Below are 22,725 nucleotides of genomic sequence, written 5' to 3'. Positions count from 1 at the left end.
GATCGCGGGGTGACCATCGATTCCCATGACGCCGCTGTCGCCGCCGCCCATGAGGTCGCCGCGGCACTGGCGCCCGGCGTGGTCCGGCGGGACCGGGAGGGCGCCGCCACCGTGCCGGCCGGGGCCCTGGCCGCCCTGGACGCCTCCGGCCTGCTCGCGATCACCGTCCCGGCCGCCGACGGCGGACCCGGGCTCGGCGCGCCGACCCTGGCCGAGGTCACCAGGATCGTCGCGGCCGTCGACCCCGCGATCGCCCAGGTGCCGCAGGCGCACTACCTGCTCGTCGACGTCCTCGCCGTGCACGGCGACGACGCGACCCGCGCCGCTCTGTACGCCGAGGTGCTGGCGGGCCGGCGGATCGGCAACGCCCTGGCCGAACGCGGCGGCCGGCACGCCCAGGACCTGCGCACCCGGCTGGCCGGCGGGCGGCTCAGCGGCCGCAAGTACTACACGACCGGCGCCCTGACCTCGGCCTGGATCGCGGTCAGCGCGCTGGACGACGCGGGCCGCCTGGTGCTCGCCTTCGTGCCGCGCGACGCGCCCGGGGTCAGTGTCGACACCGACTGGGACGTGATGGGGCAGCGCGCCACGATCAGCGGTACGGCGACCTTCGAGGACGTCGGGGTGCCGCTGGTGCTGGACTACGCGCGGGCGTACGAGGTGCCGCAGCAGCTCGGCGCCCGGGCCCAGCTGGTGCACGCCGCGATCGAGGTCGGCATCGCCGGGGGAGCGTTGCGGGACGCCCGGGCGTACCTGCGGGAGAAGGCCCGGCCGTCGACCGAGGCGGTACGCGCCGGCGCGGCCACCGCCGCCGACGACCCGCACGTGCTGCACCGTTACGGCCGCGCCGCCAGCCGGGTGCGCGCGGCCGAGGCGCTGCTCGCCGATGCCGCCCGCACGGTGGACGAGGTCGGGCTGGTGCCGGCCGGCGCGGCGGAGGCGGCCCGCGGCTCACTGGCCGTGGCGGCGGCGAAGGCGTTCGGCAGCGAGGTGGCCCTGGAGGTGGCCTCGGACCTGTTCCAGATGTGCGGCACGAGCGCCACGGCCGCCGCGTACGACCTCGACCGGCACTGGCGCAACGCCCGTACCCACAGCGTCCACGACCCGCTCGACTGGAAGTACCACCACCTCGCCGCGTACGAGCTGGCGGACGTCCAGCCGCCGAACCACGGGCAGCTCTAGGGTGCCGTCGCGGCGATGAACTGCATGGGGGTGCGCTGTTCGAAGCCCAGCCGTTCGTAGAGGCGGACGGCGCCCGCGTTCTCCACGGCGGCGTGCAGGAACGGCACCTCGCCGCGGGCCCGGATGCCGGCGGCGACCGCGGCGATCAGCCGGGTGGCCAGCCCGGTGCCGCGGTGCGCCTGGTCGGTGCAGACGGCGCTGATCTCGGTGTGGCCGGGCAGCCGCATCCGCTCGCCGGCCATCGCGACCAGTTCGCCGTCGCGCCGGATGCCCAGATACGCGCCCAGCGTCACGGTGCGCTCGCGGAAGGGCCCCGGCCGGGTGCGGGCCACCAGGTCCAGGATCTCCGGCAGGTCGTCCGCGCCGAGCAGCTGCGCTTCGGGGTCCGGCTCGCCCTGGTAGTCGTGACCGACGAGCTGGACGCCCGGCGCGCCGCCGGTCACCGTCCACTCCGGCGGCAGGGCCACCGCGGGCGCCGCGACGAGCGCCATGCTGCCGGGCCCGACCAGCTTGGCCAGATCCTGCCAGGCCTGCGGGTCGGTGGGGTCGTCGACCGCCGCGAAGGGGCTGATCTCGGGGTCGAAGCGGGCGGCCCGGCCGAGCCGGTCGGCGTGGGCGGCCTGCGGGCCGGACAGCGCGGCCCAGACCGGGTTGTCGAGAGCTTCCACTCCAGGATCCTCGCAGGGGCGTCGCATCAGGCCGGCACGACCGCTGCGGCAGTGACGGGTATCTCGGCGGGCCAGACCGGCCGCGAGAAGAGGTAGCCCTGACCGTAGGGGCACCCCATGGCGGCCAGCACGGCCCGTTGGTCCTCCTCCTCGATGCCCTCCGCGACCACGGCGAGGTCGAGGTGGCGGGCCAGCGTGACGATCGCGTCCACCAGCGCCCGCTGCTGGCTGCCGGCCAGGATGTCGTCGATGAAGGACTTGTCGATCTTCAGTACGTCCACCGGGATCTGCCGCAGGTAGCTCAGCGACGAGTAGCCCGTGCCGAAGTCGTCGATCGCGATGCGCACGCCCAGCGCCCGCAACTCCTCCAGGTCCGCCCACACCTGGTCGGCGTCGCGCAGCACCAGGCTCTCGGTGATCTCGAGCAGCAGCCACGCGGGCTGCGCCTGCGTGGCCGCCAGCGCCTCGCGTACCTGATCGACGAAGCCCGGCTGACGGAACTGCCGCGCCGAGACGTTCACGCTGACGTAGCGCAGCGACAGGTCCGGCGACTCCGCGCGCCACTGCGCGAACTGGCGCAGCGCTTCACGCAGCACCCAGGCCCCGATGCCGACGATGGCGCCGCTCTCCTCCGCCATCTCGATGAAGTGGTACGGCCCCAGCAGCCCCCGCTCGGGGTGCTGCCACCGGACGAGCGCCTCGACGCCGACGACCGTACGGCTGCGCACGTCCACGATCGGCTGGTACTGGAGGACGAACTGCCGCTGCTCGACGGCCTCCTGCAGCGCGGTGCGCAGGGCGAGCCGTTCCACCATCGCGGTGTGCAGCTCGCTGCGGTACCGCTGCCAGGCGCCCTTGCCGGCGCCCTTGGCCAGGTAGAGCGCCAGGTCGGCGTGGCGCAGCAGCTCGGTGGGGCTGGTGGCGTCCCGGCTCGTGGCGACGCCCACACTGGCCGCCCCGCTGACCACGTGGCTGCCGCCGAGGCCGTCACTGACCTCCACCGGCGACCGCAGCGCCGCGACGATGCGGGCGGCCACGTCCTCGGCGGCGCCCGGGTCCGCGGCGTCCGCGACCAGGACGGCGAACTCGTCGCCACCCATCCGGGCCGCGGTGTCGCGCGGGCCGATCGCCCGGGCGATGCGCTGCCCGACCGCCACGAGCAGCTGGTCGCCGACCGCGTGCCCGAGGGTGTCGTTGACCTCCTTGAAGTCGTCCAGGTCGACGAAGAGCACGCCCACGTGGGTGCCGGCGCTCACGGCCCCGGCGAAGGCCTGCTCGAGCCGGTCCCGGAAGAGCATCCGGTTGGCGAGCCCGGTGAGGCCGTCGTGGAACGCCTGGTGGGCGAGGTCGTTCTCCAGGCGGCGCCGTTCGGTCACGTCGCGCACGGTCAGCACCAGTCCGCGGACCGTCGGATCGTCCCGCAGGTCACGGGCGAGGCACTCGACCTGCACGAGCCGGCGGTCGCCGCAGACGACGGTCAGGTCGGAGCCGTCCCGGTCGCCGGCGCGGGCGCGGATCAGCAGCGCGGCCAGCTCGTCGTGGTGGGTGTCCGCGACCAGCCGGGCGAGGGGGACGCCGGCCAGGTCCGGGCGGCCGAGGACGGTGCCGGCGGACGGGCTCGCGTACCGGATCCGATCGTCGTCGTCGATGATCAGGATGACGTCGGAGGCGCTCTGGATCAGGGTCCGGAAGTACGCCTCGCCGTCGCGGCGGCTGATCTCGGCGGCCAGCGCGATCCGCTCGGCGACCAGGGCGACCTGGTCGAACAGCGCCTGCACGGCCGGGCGCACGGCACGCAACGTGCCGCTGGCCGCGGCGAGCTGGGTTGCGGCCCGCCGCGGCGGTGCGCCGGGGAGCACCATCGTGGCCGTCAGGGCGTACGGGAATCCTACGGTGGCCCGGTCGGCCGGCGCGAGCGTGACCCCCGGCTCGACGATCTCCCCCTTCTCCACCGGCTCGGGCTCGCCGGTGAGCAGCGTGTACGGCTCGCCCGGCGGCATGACGGCGGCGATGGCCGTACGGATGGCGCTGAGCACGTCGTCCGCACCGGCGGCGGCCGCGAGGGCGGCGGTCGCCCGGCGCAGGGCGCGCTCGCTGTGGTGGGCTCGGCGCTGTTCGCCCAGCAGGCCGCCGACGCGTGCCATGACCAGCAGGACGAGCGCGGCCGAGCCGGCGGCGATGACCGGCGCGTCGACCACCCCGCCGCCGAGGTGCTGGGCCAGCAGCACGCCCGGCGCGATGAGCGCCGCGAGCGTCAGCAGCACCAGGCGGCGAGCGCCCGTCGTGGGCGCCGCGTCGGGCGGCGCGGCGTCATGGGTCAGCCAGGTCATCGACGGGTGCAGCGCGGCGAACGCGGCCGCGGCGTAGAAGACGACCCAGCCCAGGTCGATCGGGCCGCCGGCGTTCCAGTCGCTGTTGAGGCGGGCGAGGCCGTACACGACGTCCGAGACCAGCACGCCGACGATGCTGACGCTGAGCAGCCGGACGGCCGCGGGCTTGCGGCCCGGCGCGGCGAGCAGCCGGAGCATGATCGCCAGAGCGAGCACGTCGCCGAGCGGGTAGGCCACCGACACGGCCTTCTGGGTCAGGCTCAGGTCCGCGGCGCGGGTGTACGGCGCGATCAGGTAGACCCACGTGAGCAGTCCCAGGCCGACCGTCGGCACCAGCGCGTCGAGCAGCGCCGCCCGGTTGCGGTCGCCGGAGCGGGCCCGGACGAACAGCAGCAGGCCGCCGGCGAGCAGCGGATAGACGAGCACGTAGAGCACGTCCGGCGGACCGGGGAACGGCGCGTCGACGTCGTGCGTGGTCTGCACGAAATAGATCGTGTCCCCGGAGACGAAGAACAACAGCGCAGTGGCGATCAGATACCAGGGGAGCCGCTGGGACGGGCGGTGCGCGCGGACACCGAGCAGGATGCCCGCCACGCCGGAGATGCCGATCGCCGCCCAGCTGTAAAGGTGCGTCTCGGGCCACGCGTAGAAGATCCCGGCGAGCACGGTCATCCAGGCGGCGAAGCATGCGCGCGCGAATCGCGTCGTCATGCGAGCTCCGTCCAGCCGAACGTCGGGTCTTTCCCCTCTGTTCGGCGGGTCGGCGCGGGTTCTGACCCGCTACCGGGTCAGGCCCAGTCCTCCGCCGCCGTGGTGACCGTACGGTCGGTGGTCGCCGCCTCCTCGACGGCCAGCGCGATGAGGTGGTCCTGCGCCCCGTCGGCCAAGGGATACGGCGCCGGGGCGGTGCCGCGGACCCAGGCGGCGGTGGCGTCCAGCAACGTGGCGATCGCGATCTCCTCGTCGCTCCAGCGCCGGCCCTGGTACGGGTTGCGGTAGAGCACCTCCCCGCCGAACGTGATGGTGTCGGTGTCGAAGCCGTCGAGGTCGAGGTCGTAGCCGGTCTGGCGGCGTACCAGCGGGGTCCGGACGATCGTTCGCGGCGCGGTGAGCCGCACCACCTCGTCGTCGCGCAGCTCGCCGTGGCTGCCGCGGACCAGCAGCCGGCGGAACCGCAGCTGGTTGTGCCACTGGTTGTCGGTGAAGTCGTAGACGCCCGAGCGGCCCTCGCCGAAGTCCAGCGTGGCGATGGTCGTGGTGGCGGGTCCCGGGTCCGGGTCGTCGGTCCAGCCGGCGCGGGTCAGCGGGTCCACCAGGGGAGCGGTCGTGCGGGTGGCCCGTACGGCGACTTGCTCGCGTCCGACGCCGAGCAGCCCGCGGATCAGCGAGACCGCGTGGTACAGGTGCGTGGAGGACACCTGGACCTGGGTCGGGATGCCGATGAGGCCGAGGCGCACCGCCTCCAGCCGGGCGGCGTGCGCGGGCAGCAGCAGATACTGCTCGGCGACCTGGACGAGCCCCGAACCGCCGACCGCGGCCCACAGCGCGCGCAGCCCCTCGGCGTCCGGCGCGGGCGGGGTCTCGGCGAGCACGGGCAGCCCCCGCTCCACCGCCTCGGTGATCACCCCCGGATTGGCGTCCCAGGGCACCGCGGTGACGATGAAGTCGGGCCGGGCCTGGTCGACGCATTCCGCGAGCGAGGCGTACGCGGGCACGGGCAGCATGCGCGGCGTGCGTACCACCGCCCCGGCGCACTCCAGGCCGTCGAGGCCGGCGGCCAGCCGCCAGAACATCTCCGCGCGCCACCCGGCGCCCACGGTCGCGAACGAGGTCACGGGCGCACCCTATCGGGCGGGAGTGACTCCCGTGGATCCGCGCACCACGAGTTCCGTGGCGAGCTCCACGTGCAGCGCCTCCACCTCGTGTCCCTCGAGGACGCGGAGGAGCAGGGACACCGCCATCCGCCCGAGCTCGGCGAGGGGCTGCCGCACGGTGGTGAGCGGCGGGCTGGTGGCGCGGCTCAGATCGATGTCGTCGAAGCCCGCGACCGAGACGTCCGCCGGGACCCGCAGCCCGCGCTCGGCCGCCGCCCGCAGCGCGCCCACGGCGGCCTTGTCGTTGAAACCGATGACGGCCGTCGGCGGGTCCGGCAGGTCGAGCAGCTCCCCGGCGGCCCGCCGCCCCTCGGCGACCGTCGGCTCCGCGTGCCGGACGAGCTCGGGCGCGGCGAGCACCCCGGCGTCGGCCAGCGCGGCCGCGTGACCCGCCAGCCGGGCGTCGCCGGCGAGCCACTCGTCCGGGCCGGCGACCACGCCGATGCGGCGGTGGCCCAGCCCCGTCAGGTGGGCGGTGAGGCTGCGCGCCCCGGCGGCGTGTGCGGCCGACACCGCGAGCGTGTCGCGCGGCGGTGGCACCCGGGGATCCACGACGACGAAGGGGAACCGCCGGGCACGCAGCGCGGCGAGCTCCTCGGCCGGCTCCGGCGGCAGGATCAGCACCGCTCCGGCCGGCCCGGCCCGCTGCGGCAGCCGGGCGAGCACCGAACTGTGCTGGGCGGCTTCGCCGGCGTTGAGCACCACCGCGCGCCCGTGCCGGTCGAGCGTCTCGGCGATCGACGACACGATCACCCCGAAGTAGTCGGTGAGCAGGTACGGGCAGCGCACGAACACGGGGCCGGTGGGTGGGCGTACCGCGCCGCGCGGCCGGGGGCCCGGGCCGCCGACCCGCGCGAGCGTCCGCTCGACCAGTTCCCGCGTCTCCGGCGCGACGTTCCCGCGGCCGTTGAGGACCCGGGAGACCGTGGCGATGGAGACTCCGGCTGCCGCGGCGACGTCCCGGACGGTGCCCCGGAGCGCCGGTGTTACATCACCGTGTTTCACAGCTTCACTCTATCTGCCTGCGATGGGGTCTTGACAGCAGCGCAAACCGATTGTTTTCTGTCGATGGCGGGGGGTGCCGTTGTTTCATCTGTTACAGAGGAGTGGTCATGAGGCGGCGTTCCATCGGCGCGGCGGTCGGCGCCGCGGTCCTCCTGCTGGCGGCGGGGCCCGCGCAGGCCCATCGCGAGCACGTACCCCAGGCCCGGGTGTGGGTCACCACGCCGGACCGTGCCGAACAGCTGCACGAGCGCGCACCCGTGTCCTTCACCCGCGGGGGCAGCGACCTGACGACGATCACGATCGACCCCGGCACCACCTACCAGCGCATGGACGGCTTCGGCGCCTCGCTGACCGATGCGGCGGCGAGCGTGCTGTACCGCCTCGATCCGGCCGCCCGGGACGCCGCGATGCGCTCGCTCTTCGATCCCCGGCAGGGCATCGGCGTGAGCTTCCTGCGCCAGCCCGTCGGCTCGTCCGACTTCACCGCGGCGAGCAGCCACTACAGCTACGACGACGTGCCGGCCGGGCAGACCGACTTCCCGCTGGCGCACTTCAGCATCGCGCACGACGAGGCCCAGATCCTGCCCCTGCTGCGCCGCGCCCGGCAGCTCAACCCCGGATTGACCGTCATGGGTACGCCGTGGAGCCCGCCCGGTTGGATGAAGACGAGCGACTCGCTGATGGGCGGTCACCTCAAGGACGACCCGCGCATCTACGACGCGTACGCCCGGTACCTGGTCAAGTACGTGCAGGCGTACGCGAAGGCCGGGGTCCCGATCGACTACCTGACCGTGCAGAACGAGCCGCAGAACCGGCACGACGGCGGCTACCCCGGCGCCGCGGTGCCCGTGCCGCAGGAGGCGCAGGTGATCGAGGCGCTCGGGCCGCTGCTGCGCAAGGTCAGCCCCCGCACCAAGATCCTCGGGTACGACCACAACTGGACCACGCACCCCGGCGACGTGGCGACCACCCCGCCCGGCGAGGACCCGGAGACCGACTACCCTTACCGGCTGCTCGCCTCGCCGGCCGGCAAGTGGCTCGCGGGTACGGCGTACCACTGCTACTCCGGTGACCCGAGCGCGCAGACGGCGTTGCACGAGGCGTACCCGGGCAAGGGGATCTGGTTCACCGAGTGCTCGGGCTCGCACGGGCCGCAGGACACCCCCGAGCAGATCTTCCGCGGCACGCTGACCTGGCATGCCCGTACGCTCGCCATCGGCACGACCCGCAACTGGGCCAAGTCGGTGGTCAACTGGAACATCGCCCTGGACCACACGGGCGGCCCGCACCTGGGCGGCTGCGGCACCTGCACCGGCCTGCTCACCCTGCACGCGGACGGCAGCGTCACCCGCGACGCCGAGTACTACACCATCGGGCATCTGGCGAAGTTCGTCCGTCCCGGCGCCGTCCGGATCGCCAGCACGTCGTTCGGCACCACCGGCTGGAACGGGCAGATCATGGACGTGGCGTTCCGCAACCCGGACGGCTCCACGGCCCTGATCGTGCACAACGAGAACGACGCCCCGCGCTCCTTCGCCGTCGCGGTCGGCGACCACACCTTCGAGTACGAGCTGCCCGGCGGCGCCCTGGCCACCTTCACCTGGCCGCGCGGTGCCTTCGGCGGCGTCGACCGGCTGCTCCCGGCCGGCGACGCGACCGCCACCGCCGCCCCGGCCGGCGAGAACCCGGGCGCGGCGGTCGACGGCGACGCGTCCACCCGCTGGTCCAGCGGCGCCGCCCAGGCGCCGGGTCAGTACCTGCAGGCCGACCTCGGCGCCACCCGGTGGTTCCGCAAGGTCGCCGTCGACAGCGGCGACAACCTGGGCGACTACGCCCGCTCCTGGGAACTGACCGCGAGCGACGACGGCGTCCACTGGCGCACCCTCGCCACGGGCGCCGGCACCGGGCAGCTGACCACCGTGGACCTCCCCTTGACCCGGGCCCGCCACCTGCGGATCACCAACACCGGCACCAGCGGCAACTGGTGGAGCATCGCCGACCTGCGGCTGTACCGCTAGTCACGGTTTCCCGCCGGCCCGTGCGGGAACCACGGGCCGGTGACCAACCGCTGGAAAGCCCTGACGGTGGCGCTCGTGGCCGGGTTCATGACCTTGCTCGACGTCAGCATCGTCAACGTCGCCCTGCCGTCCATCCGCGCCGACCTCGACCTGAGCCCCGGCGGGCTGCAGTGGGTGCTGTCCGGATACGCGCTGACCTTCGGGCTGCTGCTGGTGCCGTCCGGGCGCGTCGGCGACGCCCGCGGCCGCCGCGACGTGTTCATCGCCGGACTGGCGATGTTCACCCTGGCCAGCGCCGCCGCCGGGATGGCCACGAGCGCCCTGTGGCTCATCGTCGCCCGGCTCGTGCAGGGCGCCGCGGCCGGCGTCGTGAACCCCCAGGTCTCCGGGCTGATCCAGCAGCTGTTCAAGCCGGCCGAGCGGGGCCGGCCCTTCGGCCTGCTCGGCGCCACCATCGGCGTCTCCACCGCCGTCGGCCCGCTGCTCGGCGGCCTGCTGATCCAGCTGCTCGGCGCCGAGCAGGGCTGGCGCTGGATCTTCTTCATCAACGTGCCGATCGGGATCGCGGCCGTCGTGCTGGGCCGCATGTGGATCCCGGGCCGCAGCCCGGAGGATCGCGAGCGCGAGAGCCTCGACCCGGTCGGCGTCGTCCTGCTCGGCGTCGGCGTGCTCCTGCTGCTCCTGCCGCTGGTCGAGGAGCGCGAATGGCACAGCCCGGCGAAGTGGCTGCTGGTGGTGGCCGCCGTGGCGGTGCTCGCCGGGTTCGTCGCCTGGGAACGCCGCTTCGCCCGCCGCGGCCGGACGCCGCTGATCGAGCTGGGGCTGTTCGGGGTGCGCTCGTACGGCCTCGGCGCGCTGATCGGCCTGCTCTACTTTGCCGGCTTCACCACGATCTTCTTCATCTACACGCTCTACCTGCAGAGCGGCCTGCACTACAGCGCGCTGGCCGCGGGCGTGGCCATCACCCCGTTCGCCATCGGCTCGGCGGTCGCGTCCGCGGTCGGCGGGCGGATCGTCAACCGGTACGGGCGCCCGCTGGTCGCCGCCGGCCTCGCCCTCGTCGCGGCCGGCCTGATCGCCACCGTGATCGCGTTGCACTTCGTCCCGGGCCACCACGCGGGGTGGGCGGCGGCCGTGCCGTTGCTGATCGCCGGCATCGGCAGCGGCATGGTGATCAGCCCGAACCAGACCCTCACCCTCTCCGAGGTCCCGGTACGCCGGGCCGGCGCCGCGGGCGCCGTGCTGCAGACCGGACAGCGCATCGGCACGGCCCTGGGCATCGCGGTGGTCGGCGCGATCTTCTTCAACCGCCTGGCGGCCAACGGCGGCAGCTGGTCGCTGGCCTTCCGGACCTCCCTGCTGGTCACCATCGCGTTCGTCCTGGTGGCGCTCGTCGCGGCCCTCGCCGACGTCCGGGCGGCGCGCCACGCGGGACCTTCGGCCCTGAACGCCGGGCCGGATGCTGTCGTAGCGTCACGGACATGACGACCGTTTCAGAGGACCTGACGACCCTCGGCCGGCTCGACGACGAGGACCTCGCGAGCCTCGACGCCTGGTGGCGCGCCAGCAACTATCTGACGATCGGCCAGATCTACCTGCAGGGCAACCCGCTCCTGCGCCGCCCGCTCACCCCCGAGGACATCAAACCCCGGCTGCTCGGCCACTGGGGGACCAGCCCCGGCCTGTCCCTGATCTACGCCCACGTCTCCCGGCTCGTCAAGCGGACCGGTCAGCAGGCGATCTACCTCGCCGGCCCTGGCCACGGCGGTCCGGCCCTCGTGGCCGCCGGCTACCTCGAGGGCACCTACAGCGAGATCTACCCGGCGGTCAGCCAGGACGAGAACGGCATGCTGCGCCTCTTCCGGCAGTTCTCCGCGCCGGGCGGCATCCCCAGCCACGTCTCCGTCACCACGCCCGGCTCCATCCACGAGGGCGGCGAGCTCGGGTACGTGCTCGTGCACGCCTTCGGCGCGGTCATGGACAACCCGGACCTGATCGCCGTGGCCGTGGTCGGCGACGGCGAGGCGGAGACCGGCCCGCTGGAGGGCTCCTGGAAGGGCATCTCCTTCCTCAACCCGCGGCGCGACGGCGCGGTCCTGCCGATCCTGCACCTCAACGGCGCCAAGATCGCCGGTCCGACCGTGCTGGCCCGCAAGGACCCCGCCGAGGTCCGTTCCCTCCTGTGGGGGCACGGCTACGAGATCATCGAGGTGGAGGGCGACGACCTGCCCGGCATGCACCACCGCCTCGCCGCCGCGCTCGCCGGCGCCTGGGCGAGGATCCGCGAGATCCAGCAGGCGGCCCGCGGCGGCGACTGGGACGGCACCCGCCCGCGCTGGCCGCTCGTCATCCTGCGCTCGCCCAAGGGCTGGACCGGACCGGACAAGGTCGACGGTGTCCAGGTCGCCGGCACGTGGCGGGCCCACCAGGTGCCGTTGTCCGGGGTCAAGGACGATCCCGACCACCTGGCGATCCTGGAACGGTGGCTGCGGTCGTACCGGCCGGAGGAACTGTTCGACGAGACCGGTGCACCCGTGGCCCTGATCCGCGACGCCGGCCCCGAGGGCGACCTGCGGATGAGCGCGAGCCCGCACGCCAACGGCGGCCGGCTGACGCGCGAGCTCGACCTACCCGCCTTCCGGGACTACGCGGTCGACGTGCCGCGCCCGGCGGAGCTGCGTGCCGAGTCGACGCGCCGGCTCGGCGAGTTCATGCGCGACATCTACCGGCGCAACCCGGAGACGTTCCGGCTGTTCTGCCCCGACGAGACGAACAGCAATCGGCTCGGCGCCGTGTTCGAGGCCTCCGACCGCGGCTTCATGGAGCGCGTCACCGACGCCGACGTACAGATCGGCCGCGACGGCCGGGTCATGGAGGTGCTCTCGGAACACAACTGCCACGGCTGGCTGGAGGGATACACGCTCACCGGGCGGCACGGCATGTTCGCCACGTACGAGGCGTTCGCCATGGTCAGCGCCTCCCAGACGGTCCAGCACGGCAAGTGGCTGCAGGAGGCGAAAGCCCTTCCGTGGCGCGCGAAGGTGCCCAGCCTCAACATCCTGCTCACCTCGACGGCGTGGCGCAACGACCACAACGGCTTCTCGCACCAGGGCCCCGGCCTCATCCAGGTCGTCCTCACCCAGCGCGGCGACGTGGCGCGCGTCTACCTGCCGCCGGACGCCAACACGCTGCTGTCGGTCGCGGACCACTGCTTCCGCTCCCGCTCGTACATCAATCTGATCGTCATCGACAAGCAGCCGCAGCTGCAGTGGCTGACCATGGACGAGGCGATCGAACACGCGGCCCGGGGAGCGGGCATCTGGGACTGGGCGGGCACCGATGACGGCACCACCGACCCCGACATCGTTCTGGCCTGCGCCGGCGACGTCGTCACCATGGAGACGGTCGCGGCCGCGCAGATCCTCCGGGAGAAGCTCCCCGGCCTGAAGGTACGGGTCGTCAACGTGGTCGACCTGATGACGCTGATCCGCCCGAAGGACCACCCCCACGGCATGAACGAGACGATGTTCACCGAGCTGTTCACGAACACGGTGGACGTGGTGTTCTCGTTCCACGGCTACCCGGGGGCGATCCACCAGCTCGTGCACGGCCGCCCCGACGCGGACCGCTTCCGGGTGCGCGGCTTCATCGAGCAGGGCACCACCACGACCCCCTTCGACATGACGGTACGGAACCGGGCATCGCGCTACCACCTGGTGATGGACGCGATCAACAACAGCAAGCGCCTGCCCCGCGGTGCGACCGAGCTGAAGGCCTGGTGCCAGTCGCAGCTGGACCGGCACGAGCGGTACGTGGTGGAGCACCTCGAGGACATGCCCGAGGTACGGGACTGGGTGCTGGGGGACTGGGCGACGCGCGGATGACGTCGCACTGAACCGAGCGGGGCCGATGATCCGTACCATCGCCCATGAAGGTCTTGCTGGTAGAGGACGACGAGTCGATCGCCGAGCCGCTGGTCGACGGCCTGGCCCGGTACGGCATCGTGGCCGACCACGTGACCACCGGCGCGGCGGCGCTCGCCGCCGCACCCACCGACATGGTGCTGCTGGACGCCGCCGTACGGGACGCCGACGGCATCGAGCGCTTGTGCCACTCCGGCGACACCCCGCTCATCGTGCTGACCGCCCGCGGCGAACGGGCCACCCACGGTGCGGATGAATACCTGCCCAAGCCGGTCAGCGTCCCGGACCTCGTGGCCCGCATGAAATCGGTCAGCCGTCGGCGTCGCGCCGTACCGGTTACCACCTGTGGCCCGCTGAGCATCGACACCCGTACGCACGAGGTCCGCGTCCACCGCATCCCGGTCTCCCTGAGCCCCAAGGAATACGACCTGCTGACCCTGCTGGCACAGGACCCGGGCGCGGTGGTGTCGCGACGGCACCTGCTGGAGAGCGTCTGGGGGCCGGCGTTCCCGGGCCCCGGCAAGACGCTCGACTTCCACGTCGCGAGCCTGCGGCGCAAGCTGGGCGACCCGGGCTGGATCGAGAACCGGCGCGGCGTCGGCTTCCGCCTCGCGATCCCGGCCTGAGAGCTGCTAGCTGACGGGCCCAGGCTTCGGAAGCCGGATTTCCCTGACGAGGGCGCCGGCCCAACTGGTGACCACCAGCACGTGGAAGGCGACATCCCACCAGTCGCGGTCCGCACCCCGGAAATCCCAGACCAGGAGACCACCACCGACGGCGAGAAGGATGGCGTATATCCCCATCAGCCCGGCGTTCTGGGACCGTGGCTTCCTCACGTGGTGCTCCTTCCGATCCACCGATGCGGCCGTCACTGTAGATCACCGCCACCACGGCGTCCGGAAGGCGTCCACGGCGCTCCATCCCTGACCGCAGCCGCCATCTCCGCCGCGGCCTGGGCGGGCGTGAGGTGCGTGGTGTCGACGACCTGTGCCTCGCGGTGCAGCCACGTGCGGGCCGCCTCGGCGTACGGCCCCAGATGGGCGAGGCGGAACGGAGAGGGCGCCGGACTGGCCCCCTCGATGCGCCTGCGAAGCGTGTCCTGGTCGGCGTGGAGCACGAAGTGCCTGACCGGGACGGCGTGCCGGGCCAGGCCCCCGCTGATCTCGCGCCAGTACCGCTCGACCAGCACGGTCATGGGCATCACGAGGGTGCCGCCGGTGTAGTCGAGAACGCGCCGGGCGGTGTCCACGACGAGCTGCCGCCACGGTGGCCAGTGCTGGAAGTTGTCGGTGGCGGGCAGGCCCGGCGTGATGTCCATGAGCGTCTCGCCCACCTTCTCGGCGTCGAAGACGCGTGAGTCCGGGATCAGCCGCTGCACGTGCGCACCGGTCGTCGTCTTGCCCACGCCGTGGGTGCCGTTGATCCATACGATCACGGGACGGGATGGTAGTGCCGCTCGTCATCCGTACGAATGACACGTTTGGGATGTAGTCGGCGAAGCGGGCCTATCGTCGAGGGGGTGACCGAGGAGAACGAGCGGACCGGCGCGGACGTGGTCCGCGAGGTGATCGTCGCGCTCTCACCCCGCGAGCTGCCGTTCCTCGAGGCGGTGCTCGACTCCTACCGGGCCGACCCGTGGACGCTCGAGGACGACGCCAAGTCGCCCGTGGACCAGCGGGTGCCCTGGGCGACGTTCGCCATGGGCTTCGTCGCGCAGGACGTCGTCGGTCTCCTGCGTGCCGCGGGCTGGTCGCCGCGAGGCCCGTCGTGGTGGGGGCGGTTCCCGTCGCGGATGGGCCGGCGGCCGCGATGGGCCGATCTCGCCGTGGTGCCGGATCTCGTGCTGCCGGCGCTCGAGGAGCCGTATCTCCACCGGATCTGGGCGGATGCCGTGCGAGCGGCCGCGGTCAAGGGGCTCTCGCCTGCGGATCGGGAGGCCTTCGCCGCCGCCGTCGTCGCGGGCCTGACGGTCGGCCGCCTGCCGCTGTCGCGGCACGGCACCTGAGCCGGGCCGCCGTCGCGCGGGTGCATGCGGGGCAACAGCGAGGCGACGGTCAGGGGAACAGTCGTTTCCGGCCGTGGCGGGGACGATCACCGCCGGGACAGAATGCTGCGGTGCACCGGGCCAACGACTATTACGGGCACTCGCACGTCCTGGCGCGCTACTGCGGCGTACCGGCCGGACCGCCGCCGCGGATGTTCGGTTATCTCCAGCACGGGTGGAACATCGGCGACGGCATGGCCGCCGACCACGAGTACGTGCCCGGGGTGCCGCTCTTCCTGTGGTCGGAACGCACCCGGCGGCGGGCATGGTCGTTGGGGCGGCGCGAGACGTACGTCGTCGGGGCGCCGTGGGCGTACCTGCTGCGGCTCACGCCCGAGCCGGCGGCGGCCCCCGCCCGCGAGGGGACGATCTGGTATCCGTTCCACGGCTGGGAGGGCCAGCACGTGCTCGGTGATCACGCCCGGTTGGTGGCGCAGATCCGTGACACGGAACCGGGGCCGGTGACCGTCTGCCTCTACTGGCAGGAGTTCCGGACTCCCGCCGTGCGGCGTCGCTACGAGCAGGCCGGGTTCCGCGTCATCTGTCACGGCTACCGTGGGGACGCCCGCCGGGAGGGCGACGCCGGCTTCCTCGACCGTCAGCTGGCCGAGCTGCGCCGCCACCGCCGGGTCGTCTCGAACCGGCTGTCCAGCGCCGTCTGGTACGGCATCCTCGCCGGCTGCGAGCCCGCCGTCTACGGCGACCCGATGGTGCTGGCGCACGAGGATCCCGCTTACGGCGGCCAGGCCCGGATCCGCCGGCAGTGGGCGGCGTTGCATGGGGAACAGGTGGATCCGGATCTCGCGTACGCCGCGGCCGTCGAGGAACTGGGCGCGGATCGGCTTGCGCCCCCCGCCGAGCTGCGCCACGTGCTGCGGTGGCGACGGTGAACGCCCGGCTGGTCGGGGGCGAGATGCTCGTCTGGTCCGATCTGGACGGCTCGCACGGCCCCGGGCCCGTCCGGGGTTCGGCTCTCGCGCCGTTCCTGGCGGCGGCTCGCGGCCGTACCCTGATCGCCGGTCCTCACGACCCGGAACTGGTCACGGCCGCCGCCGCGGCAGATGACGTGACCGTGCTGATCCGGGGCGTCCCGGACGCCGGGAGATATCCGGGAGTCACCGTGCTGTGCGGAGGCCCCGAAGGCCTCGCCGCCGGGGCCGCCTACGACACGATCATCGCGCTCGACGGGCTGGAGCGGCTGGGCACGGCCGAGCAGGACGAGCTGTCCTGGGTGGAGACACTGCGGCTGCTGCGGGCCGCGCTGCGTCCCGGCGGGCTGCTGATCCTCGGCCTCGCCAACCGGCTGGGCCTGCACCGCATGACCGTTGCGCCCCGGCCACCGGCCGACTCCGACTGGACCGCCGCACCGGACGACACCCGGCCGGCGGTCGCCGAGGCCCTGAGCCGGCTCCTCGGCGGCGTCACGAGAACGTACGCCTGCTATCCCGACCCGGTCGCCCCGCATCTCGTCCTGCCGGCCGATGCCCGCGGCGGCGCTGTGGAAGCCGCGCTCGCCCGCGCCTACGACGCCGGATCGCCCGCCGAGCTGCTGACCGACCCGTACCCGTGGGCGGTCGAGGGTCTGCGCCAGGGGCAGCCGCTGGCGCCCGGCTGGATCGTCGTCGCGGCGGACCCGGTGCCCTCCATCGACCTGCCGCTCCACGGCCCGCAAGGCCCGACCCTCGAGCGGCTGATCACCGGCGCCGCCGCCCGCCGGGACCTCCCCGCGGTCCGCGCGCTGCTCGCCACCTGGCAGGACGGTCCGGCCGCGGGCGTCCCCGCCGGCCAGGTGATCTCCGGGCCGGACGGACGTCTCACCCCGCTGGTCCCGCCGTCGACCCCCGCCGAGGCCCTGCACGAGCTCGCCTCCCGCCTCCTGCGCGACGCCGCCGGGAGCTGGCCGGCCCCGCGGGACGCGACCGACCTCGCCGACCTGCTCGCCGCCATGACCGGCCGCACCCCGGGCACCCGCAGATCCACGGCCGGGCACCGGACGATCACCGCCGAGCTCCTGGCCGAACGTGACCGCCTCACCCGGGAGCTCGCGGAGGCCCGGGCCCAGGCGGCCTACTTCGAGGCCGAGCTCACCGCCCGGGAGGCCGACCTCCGCGGCGCCCGTCGCACGGTCGAGCTCCTCAGCGGTACGGGCCCAGCTCGGGCGGGGCAGGCATTCGTGGGCGGGGTACGCGCGGCGCGACGGCTCCTGCCGCGCCGCGGGTGACCTCGTCGTAGAGCTCCTCCAGGCGCCGCGTCTGCGTGACCAGGTCGAACCCGGCCCGGGCGTGCGCTCGTGCCTGGCGGCCGAGCCGGTCGCGCAGCGACGCGTCGGTGAGCAGCGCCCGGAGGCCGGCGGCGAGCCCGGCGGTGTCTCCCTCGGCACTGAGCAGGCCGGTCGTCCCGTGCACGACCGCCTCCGGGATGCCGCTGTGCCGGGTCGACACCACCGGCACACCCCGGGCGGCCGCCTCCAGAATGGTGGTGGGCAACCCTTCGGTGTCCCCGTCCGGCGCGGTCCGGGACGGCGACGCGAACACCTTGGCCGCGGCCATCATGTCCCCGGCGGCGGCATGGTTCAGCGCTCCCGCGAACGTGACGTCCACGCCGAGCTGTGCGGCGCGGGCCCGGACGGGTTCCCGCAGCGGGCCGTCGCCCACGAACAGGATGCGAGGGGCCAGGTCCCGCAGTGTCGCCGCCGCCTCCAGCAGATCGGCGAGGCCTTTCTTGGGGACGAACCGGCCCACGAACACGATGTCCCAAGGCTTCTCGGTGCGGGGGAGCGGCGGGATCGGCACGCCGGTGTGGTGCACCCGGACCTTCGCCGGGTCCGCGCCCTGGGCGATCGCCCGGTCCCGGATGTGTTCCGAGACCGCCAGGATCAGCGCCGCCCGGCGGAAGACCGTCCGCAGGTTGCGGCGGTGACGGACACCCTTGATTCCCTTCGCGTACGGCTGCCGGGTCACGTCGTGGCCGTGCACGGTGACGACCAGCGGCACGCCCACCTCCGTCGCGGCGCCGCTGATCATCCACCCGTCCCCGCCGAAGTGGGCGTGCACCAGGTCCGGGCCCAGGCCGGCGAGGAGGCGGTGCAGCCGCGGCGACCGGCCGGTGACCCGCAGCCGGAGGAACCCGGCGTCGGGACCGCGCCGCTCACCCGGGAAGACGATGACGTCGCTCTCCTCGGCGAGCGGCGAGGCCACCTTGACGGCTCCGAGGAACCGCGCCTGCCAGCGGGCGAGGGCGTGCGCCTGGGCCCGGACGAACGTTTCCGAGGGGGCGAGCAGGCCGCTGCGCCAGATCACGACCCGGCTCATCCGCGGCCCAGGACCTTGTCACGCAGGACGTGGCGCAGGTGGGGCGGGAGCGCCCAGATCTGCGCGTGCGTGACGTAGTCCATCGCGCCGGGGCGGCCGTGGGCTCGCGCCTCGCGCAGCAGTTCCCGGAAGACGCGGACACTGCGCGTGGGCGCGGCCATCGAGCTCAGGACGCTCATCGTGAAGGCCGCGTACGCCCGTGGGGTGAACAGGGCGCGGTTGCCGCGGAGCCAGGCGAGCTGCGCCTCCCAGGGCATCTCCAGGCTGATCCGCTCCCGGTCCTCGTCCTGGTGCCACACCACGAGCGGCTCGCCGGCCATGACCAGCGTCGTGCCCTCGGCGCGGACCGCCCGCAGGATCCAGTCCAGCTCCTGCTGGCGGCGCAGGCCCACGGTGAACGGCACCTCGCGCAGCAGGCCGGTCGGGGCCAGGATGGTGGACGTCTGGATGAAGCCCTCGCCGTGGAACAGTCCGCGGCGGACGGTGAAGTACTCGCTGAGGTGCTCGCCGTCCGCGGGCAAACGCCGTGGCATGACGAACTCGGCTCTGGGCGTACGGCTGATCAGCCGGCTGGCCACGATCGGCCGCGCCGCGCCGGCAGCGGCGGCGAGCCTCAGTTGCACGGCCAGCTTGCCGGGCAGCCACTCGTCGTCGTCGTCCAGCAGGGCGGTCCACGGTGCCCGGGCCTCGTGCGCGCCGGTGTTGCGGGCGTTCGGCGCGCCGCCCTTGATCGGCAGGGGGATCAGCCGGACCCGGGGATCACCGATCTCGGCGAGAGCCTTCGGGGTGGCGTCGTCCGGGCCGTCGACCACCACCACGATCTCGAAGTCCGGCACGGTCTGCGCCAGGACGCTGCGGACGGCGCGGGTCACCAGCTCGGGGCGGTTGCGGGTCGGGATGACCACGCTGACCTGGGGGGTGTCCATGACGACGGAAGGCTACGGACGCTTGCCGACCGGCGGCTGAACACCAGATGGCCGCGCGCGTGCGGCGCATCGACGAATGCCACGGCCTCGAAGGGCGGCGTCACTCCAGCGCCGCCTCCAGGTGGGAGTGGACGTTGAGGTAACCGGTCAGGTTCGTCGTCTCGAGCACGTTGCGGACCGCGGGCCTCGGCCCGGCCAGCCGCAACCATCCGCCCCGCGCCGCCGTGCGGCGGTGGGTCTCCACGAACAGGCTCAGGCCGCCCGAGTCGCAGAATTCCATCGACGTCACGTCCACGATCAGGCGGTCGACGCCCTCTTCGAGCGCGTCTTCGATCTCGGTACGCAGCACGGCGACGCTGTCGCGGTCCAGTTCTCCGGCGATGCGGAGCACCCGGACGCCGTCGGCCGGGTCGTGCGTGGTCACCTGGAGTATCTCGGACATCATCCCGCCTGGTCGTCCGCTCGGATGGTGGGTGGCACGGTGCGCTCGGCCGCGGCCGCGGACCATTCCACCAGGAGCAGCGTAAGGTCGTCCGCCGGGGGCCCGGCTTGGTGCTCGAGGACGGTGTGGGACAGCCGGCGCAGCGCCTCGGGCAGCGGCAGGCCCTCGGTGACGTGCTCTTCCACGGTGTCGGCGAGGCGCTCGGCGCCGAACTGGCGGCCGGCGGAGTCGCGGGCCTCCGTCACCCCGTCGGTGTACAGCAGCAGACGGTCGCCGGGGCTGAGGGTCACCTCGCCGTACGCCGCCGCCGGACCCTCGATGCCGAGCGGGCGCCGCCGCCCGCCGGTGAGGGTCTCGACGATCTTGCCGGCCCGCTGGACGAGCGGCGGGGGATGGCCGGCGTTGACGTAGCGCAGCAGGCCGGTGTCGAGGTCGAGTTCGGCGAGGACCGCGGTGGCGAACCGGGCGTCAGGGAACTGCCGCAGCAGTTCCTCGTCGGCGGCCCGGGCCTGCTCGAGCAGGTCACCGCCGGCGCGGCGGGCGGCGCGGATGCAGGACAGCACGACCGCCGCCGCGAGGCCCGCCCGCATGCCGCGTCCGGTGGCGTCGAGGACGGCGAACTGGGGCCGCCGCGCGTCGACCGTGTAGTCGAAGGCGTCGCCGCCGACGTCGTAGCAGGGTTCCAGCACGGCCGCGACGGCGAAGTCGGCGACGCTGACGGTCAGCGGCGGCAGCAGCTTCCAGAGCAGTTCCGCGCCGCTCGTCATCGGGGTGGAGCGGCGTACGAGGTGCAGGTGGTCGCCGCGCGGGCTGGTGGTCGTGACGAGGTGGCCCACGAGGCCGGCGACCGTCTCGCAGGCGCGTGCCAGCCGCTCGTCCTGGTGGATGCCGGCGGGCAGCCGCACCTCGAGGACGCCCAGGCGGTCGGTGCCGTTGACCATGGGGGCCCACCGGCGGCCGTCCTCGGCGACCGACTCGACCTGGGTGAACGCGCGCCCGGCGGGTGAGCCGTCGACGGGCTGCGGGCCGGGCGTGGGGCGGCCGGGAACGGCGAGCGCCCGCAGCGTCCGCTGCTCGTGGTCGACCAGGTAGACGGTGATCGCCAGACCGAGGCGGGCGGCAGCCCCGTCGACGACGCTGCCGAGGTCCTCCGGGCGCCACAGATGGGAGCGGTCCAGGAGGTCGTCCATGACGGCCCACCACCGGCTCTGCTCGATGCCCATGCGGCAACCCTACGACGTGACCGGCCGCGAAACGCGTATCGGGCGATGCGGGCCGGGAGGTTTCCGCGGTCGGCGCGCCGGGCACTGCCCGCTGGTGGATCATCGCTACCAGCTGCGCGAGCGCATCGGCGTCGGTGGCATGTCGGTCGTGTGGCGAGCGCACGACGAGGTGCTCGAGCGCGACGTCGCCGTCAAGGTGCTGTCCGCCGCGGCCGCCCCGGATCCGGCGCGGCTCAGCCGCATCCGCCTGGAGGCGCGTGCCGCGGCGGCGCTCAAGCACCCGCACATCGTGGAGGTGTACGACTACGGCGAGTCCCCGGGCGAGCCCGGCTGCCCGCCGTTGCCGTACGTGGTGATGGAGCTGGTCGAGGGGCGCCCGCTCGCCGGCGTGCTCGCGCAGGAGGCGCTGCCCTGGCGGACCGCGGTGCACCTGTGTGCCCAGGTCGCCGCCGCGCTGGCCGCCGCTCACGCACGCGGGGTGGTGCACCGCGACGTCAAGCCCGCGAACGTGATGGTGACGCCGACCGGGGCGAAACTGCTGGACTTCGGCATCTCGGCCGTGGTGGGTGCCGCCGACGAGACCGACGGGGAGTTGCTGGGCACGCCGGCGTACCTGGCTCCCGAGCGGCTCGACGGCGGCCCGGTGCGCCCGGCGACCGACGTCTACGGCCTCGGCCTGCTGCTCTACCGTGCGCTCGCCGGCCGGATGCCCTGGCACGCCGCGACGGTCACCGAGATGGTGCGCGCCCACCTCTACACCGATCCGGCGCCGCTGCCCCTGATCCCCGGGCTGCCGCCGCGGGTGGCCGAGCTGTGCCGGCGCTGCCTGCGCAAGGATCCGAAGAAGCGGCCGAGCGCGGCGGAGGCGGCCGGGATCCTGGCCGAGGCGGCCGGCTTGATGCCGCTGCCCGTGCCGGCGCCGGGGGTGGACACGGTGCCGATCCGCCGGCCCGCGCGTCGCCGCCGGTTGGCGGGCGCGGCGGCCGCGGCGGTGCTCGCCGTGGGCGGCGCGGCGCTGGCCTGGTCGGTGCAAGGTCCTGATCCGGTACGCGGGGGAGCAACCCCGGCCGCCGCAGCCGTGGCGCCGCCCGCCGCACCCGTGGCGGCCCCGGCGTCCCGCTGCACCGTGCGGTACACCGTCCGCACCGCGCCCGGCGGCCGGCTCGCCAACGCCGTCGCGGTGGTGAACACCGGCCGTACCGCCCTCGCCGACTGGCGGCTCACCTTCGCGCTGCCGTCCGGCCAGCGCCTCGTGCGCGCGTGGGACGACCGCTGGCACCAGCAGGGTGGCAAGGCTCAGGTCCGTGGCGCCCGGCTGGCTCCCGGTGCCACGGCGACCACCGGCTTCGACGCCGCGTACGACAAGGGCGCCGCCACCTTCCCGACCCGTTTCGAGGTGAACGGCGTCGCGTGCGAACCCGTGCTCGCCGCCGTGGCTCCCGCTCCGGCCGCGCCCGCCGTCGTACCGCTGACGGCGGGGAAGTCGGGAGCCGGCTCCTCGGCCAAGGGCACGGCCACGGCCAAGGCCAAGGCCAAGGCCAAGGCCAAGGGCAAGGACAAGGCGGGCAAGGACAAGGCGGGCAAGGACAAGGGCAAAGGCAAGGGGAAGGGCAAGAGCGGGAAGGGCTGACGGCCGCACTTTCGTACGGCTGAGGAGAAAGTTTCTCCATCACGCGGAGAAGTTTCTCGATATCGAGGGTTTCCTTTGTCCCGCGAGCTGGGTTAGCGTCGCTTCACGTAACACGGGCGATACGTCGTGTTATCGCGAGGCGCGTCTAT

19 protein-coding genes are annotated in these 22,725 nt (G+C 73.7%); 9 read left to right on the top strand and 10 right to left on the bottom strand.

The window, feature by feature from the left end; all coding sequences use genetic code 11:
- Positions 1 to 9: 9 nt before the first annotated feature.
- Positions 10 to 1,182: an acyl-CoA dehydrogenase family protein gene (locus ACIBO8_RS29265; RefSeq protein WP_396118558.1), complete on the top strand. Its 1,173-nt coding sequence runs from the start codon at positions 10 to 12 to the stop codon at positions 1,180 to 1,182.
- Here ACIBO8_RS29265 and ACIBO8_RS29260 read toward each other — a convergent pair.
- The 4 genes from ACIBO8_RS29260 to ACIBO8_RS29245 form a co-directional block, all read right to left on the bottom strand.
- Positions 1,179 to 1,850, bottom strand: a complete 672-nt coding sequence (locus ACIBO8_RS29260) for a GNAT family N-acetyltransferase (protein ID WP_396118557.1) — start codon at positions 1,848 to 1,850, stop codon at positions 1,179 to 1,181. The genes ACIBO8_RS29265 and ACIBO8_RS29260 overlap by 4 nt on opposite strands.
- 26 nt (positions 1,851 to 1,876) lie before the next feature.
- Positions 1,877 to 4,891, bottom strand: coding sequence for a putative bifunctional diguanylate cyclase/phosphodiesterase (locus ACIBO8_RS29255; protein WP_396118556.1), 3,015 nt, complete (start codon positions 4,889 to 4,891; stop codon positions 1,877 to 1,879).
- A gap of 77 nt (positions 4,892 to 4,968) precedes the next feature.
- Positions 4,969 to 6,015, bottom strand: a complete 1,047-nt coding sequence (locus ACIBO8_RS29250) for a Gfo/Idh/MocA family protein (protein ID WP_396118555.1) — start codon at positions 6,013 to 6,015, stop codon at positions 4,969 to 4,971.
- Between the two features lie 9 nt (positions 6,016 to 6,024).
- On the bottom strand, positions 6,025 to 7,059 hold the full coding sequence (locus tag ACIBO8_RS29245; RefSeq protein ID WP_396118554.1) for a LacI family DNA-binding transcriptional regulator: 1,035 nt from the start codon (positions 7,057 to 7,059) through the stop codon (positions 6,025 to 6,027).
- Between the two features lie 107 nt (positions 7,060 to 7,166).
- Between ACIBO8_RS29245 and ACIBO8_RS29240 the strand changes: the two genes are divergently transcribed.
- From ACIBO8_RS29240 to ACIBO8_RS29225, 4 genes are read left to right on the top strand one after another with little or no spacing between them, the layout of a single operon-like run.
- The gene (locus ACIBO8_RS29240; protein WP_396118553.1) at positions 7,167 to 9,077 is read left to right on the top strand and encodes a discoidin domain-containing protein; all 1,911 of its coding nucleotides are present in this window, start codon (positions 7,167 to 7,169) and stop codon (positions 9,075 to 9,077) included.
- A 39-nt stretch (positions 9,078 to 9,116) separates the two neighbouring features.
- Positions 9,117 to 10,562: an MFS transporter gene (locus ACIBO8_RS29235; protein ID WP_396118552.1), complete on the top strand. Its 1,446-nt coding sequence runs from the start codon at positions 9,117 to 9,119 to the stop codon at positions 10,560 to 10,562.
- Positions 10,559 to 12,961, top strand: coding sequence for a phosphoketolase (locus ACIBO8_RS29230; protein WP_396118551.1), 2,403 nt, complete (start codon positions 10,559 to 10,561; stop codon positions 12,959 to 12,961). The genes ACIBO8_RS29235 and ACIBO8_RS29230 overlap by 4 nt, the downstream gene beginning before the upstream one ends.
- A 44-nt stretch (positions 12,962 to 13,005) precedes the next feature.
- A complete protein-coding gene (locus ACIBO8_RS29225) occupies positions 13,006 to 13,626 on the top strand; it encodes a response regulator transcription factor (RefSeq protein ID WP_396118550.1) in 621 nt (206 codons plus the stop codon).
- A 6-nt stretch (positions 13,627 to 13,632) separates the two neighbouring features.
- Here the strand turns inward: ACIBO8_RS29225 and ACIBO8_RS29220 are convergent, their stop codons facing one another.
- Positions 13,633 to 13,836, bottom strand: coding sequence for a hypothetical protein (locus tag ACIBO8_RS29220; protein WP_396118549.1), 204 nt, complete (start codon positions 13,834 to 13,836; stop codon positions 13,633 to 13,635).
- A gap of 32 nt (positions 13,837 to 13,868) precedes the next feature.
- Positions 13,869 to 14,435: an AAA family ATPase gene (locus ACIBO8_RS29215; protein ID WP_396118548.1), complete on the bottom strand. Its 567-nt coding sequence runs from the start codon at positions 14,433 to 14,435 to the stop codon at positions 13,869 to 13,871.
- Positions 14,436 to 14,519: 84 nt separating this feature from the next.
- On the opposite strand from ACIBO8_RS29215, the gene ACIBO8_RS29210 reads away from it, so the two are divergent.
- The 3 genes from ACIBO8_RS29210 to ACIBO8_RS29200 all read left to right on the top strand — a co-directional run bounded on the left by ACIBO8_RS29210 (position 14,520) and on the right by ACIBO8_RS29200 (position 17,265).
- Positions 14,520 to 15,005 (top strand): hypothetical protein, encoded by a 486-nt coding sequence (locus tag ACIBO8_RS29210; RefSeq protein ID WP_396118547.1) that lies wholly within the window; start codon positions 14,520 to 14,522, stop codon positions 15,003 to 15,005.
- 110 nt (positions 15,006 to 15,115) lie between these two features.
- Entirely contained in the window at positions 15,116 to 15,934 is an 819-nt protein-coding gene (locus ACIBO8_RS29205) for a hypothetical protein (protein WP_396118546.1), read from the top strand.
- Positions 15,922 to 17,265: a hypothetical protein gene (locus ACIBO8_RS29200; protein ID WP_396118545.1), complete on the top strand. Its 1,344-nt coding sequence runs from the start codon at positions 15,922 to 15,924 to the stop codon at positions 17,263 to 17,265. The genes ACIBO8_RS29205 and ACIBO8_RS29200 overlap by 13 nt, the downstream gene beginning before the upstream one ends.
- Here ACIBO8_RS29200 and ACIBO8_RS29195 read toward each other — a convergent pair.
- The 4 genes from ACIBO8_RS29195 to ACIBO8_RS29180 form a co-directional block, all read right to left on the bottom strand.
- The gene (locus ACIBO8_RS29195; protein WP_396118544.1) at positions 17,180 to 18,355 is read right to left on the bottom strand and encodes a glycosyltransferase; all 1,176 of its coding nucleotides are present in this window, start codon (positions 18,353 to 18,355) and stop codon (positions 17,180 to 17,182) included. The two genes, ACIBO8_RS29200 and ACIBO8_RS29195, sit on opposite strands and share 86 nt — an antisense overlap.
- On the bottom strand, positions 18,352 to 19,281 hold the full coding sequence (locus ACIBO8_RS29190; RefSeq protein ID WP_396118543.1) for a glycosyltransferase family 2 protein: 930 nt from the start codon (positions 19,279 to 19,281) through the stop codon (positions 18,352 to 18,354). Before ACIBO8_RS29190 ends, ACIBO8_RS29195 begins: the two co-directional genes overlap by 4 nt.
- Before the next feature lie 100 nt (positions 19,282 to 19,381).
- Complete coding sequence (locus tag ACIBO8_RS29185) at positions 19,382 to 19,723, bottom strand: STAS domain-containing protein (protein ID WP_396118542.1); 342 nt, start codon at positions 19,721 to 19,723, stop codon at positions 19,382 to 19,384.
- On the bottom strand, positions 19,723 to 20,946 hold the full coding sequence (locus ACIBO8_RS29180; RefSeq protein ID WP_396118541.1) for a PP2C family protein-serine/threonine phosphatase: 1,224 nt from the start codon (positions 20,944 to 20,946) through the stop codon (positions 19,723 to 19,725). Before ACIBO8_RS29180 ends, ACIBO8_RS29185 begins: the two co-directional genes overlap by 1 nt.
- A 94-nt stretch (positions 20,947 to 21,040) precedes the next feature.
- On the opposite strand from ACIBO8_RS29180, the gene ACIBO8_RS29175 reads away from it, so the two are divergent.
- Positions 21,041 to 22,576: a serine/threonine-protein kinase gene (locus tag ACIBO8_RS29175; RefSeq protein ID WP_396118540.1), complete on the top strand. Its 1,536-nt coding sequence runs from the start codon at positions 21,041 to 21,043 to the stop codon at positions 22,574 to 22,576.
- Positions 22,577 to 22,725 lie beyond the last annotated feature (149 nt).

Origin of the sequence: Actinoplanes sp. NPDC049681, from assembly GCF_044465265.1 — a bacterium.
Classification (GTDB): Bacteria; Actinomycetota; Actinomycetes; order Mycobacteriales; family Micromonosporaceae; genus Actinoplanes.
The sequence above is the reverse complement of the archived record's forward strand: the minus strand, read 5'-3'. Positions and strand labels throughout refer to the sequence as shown.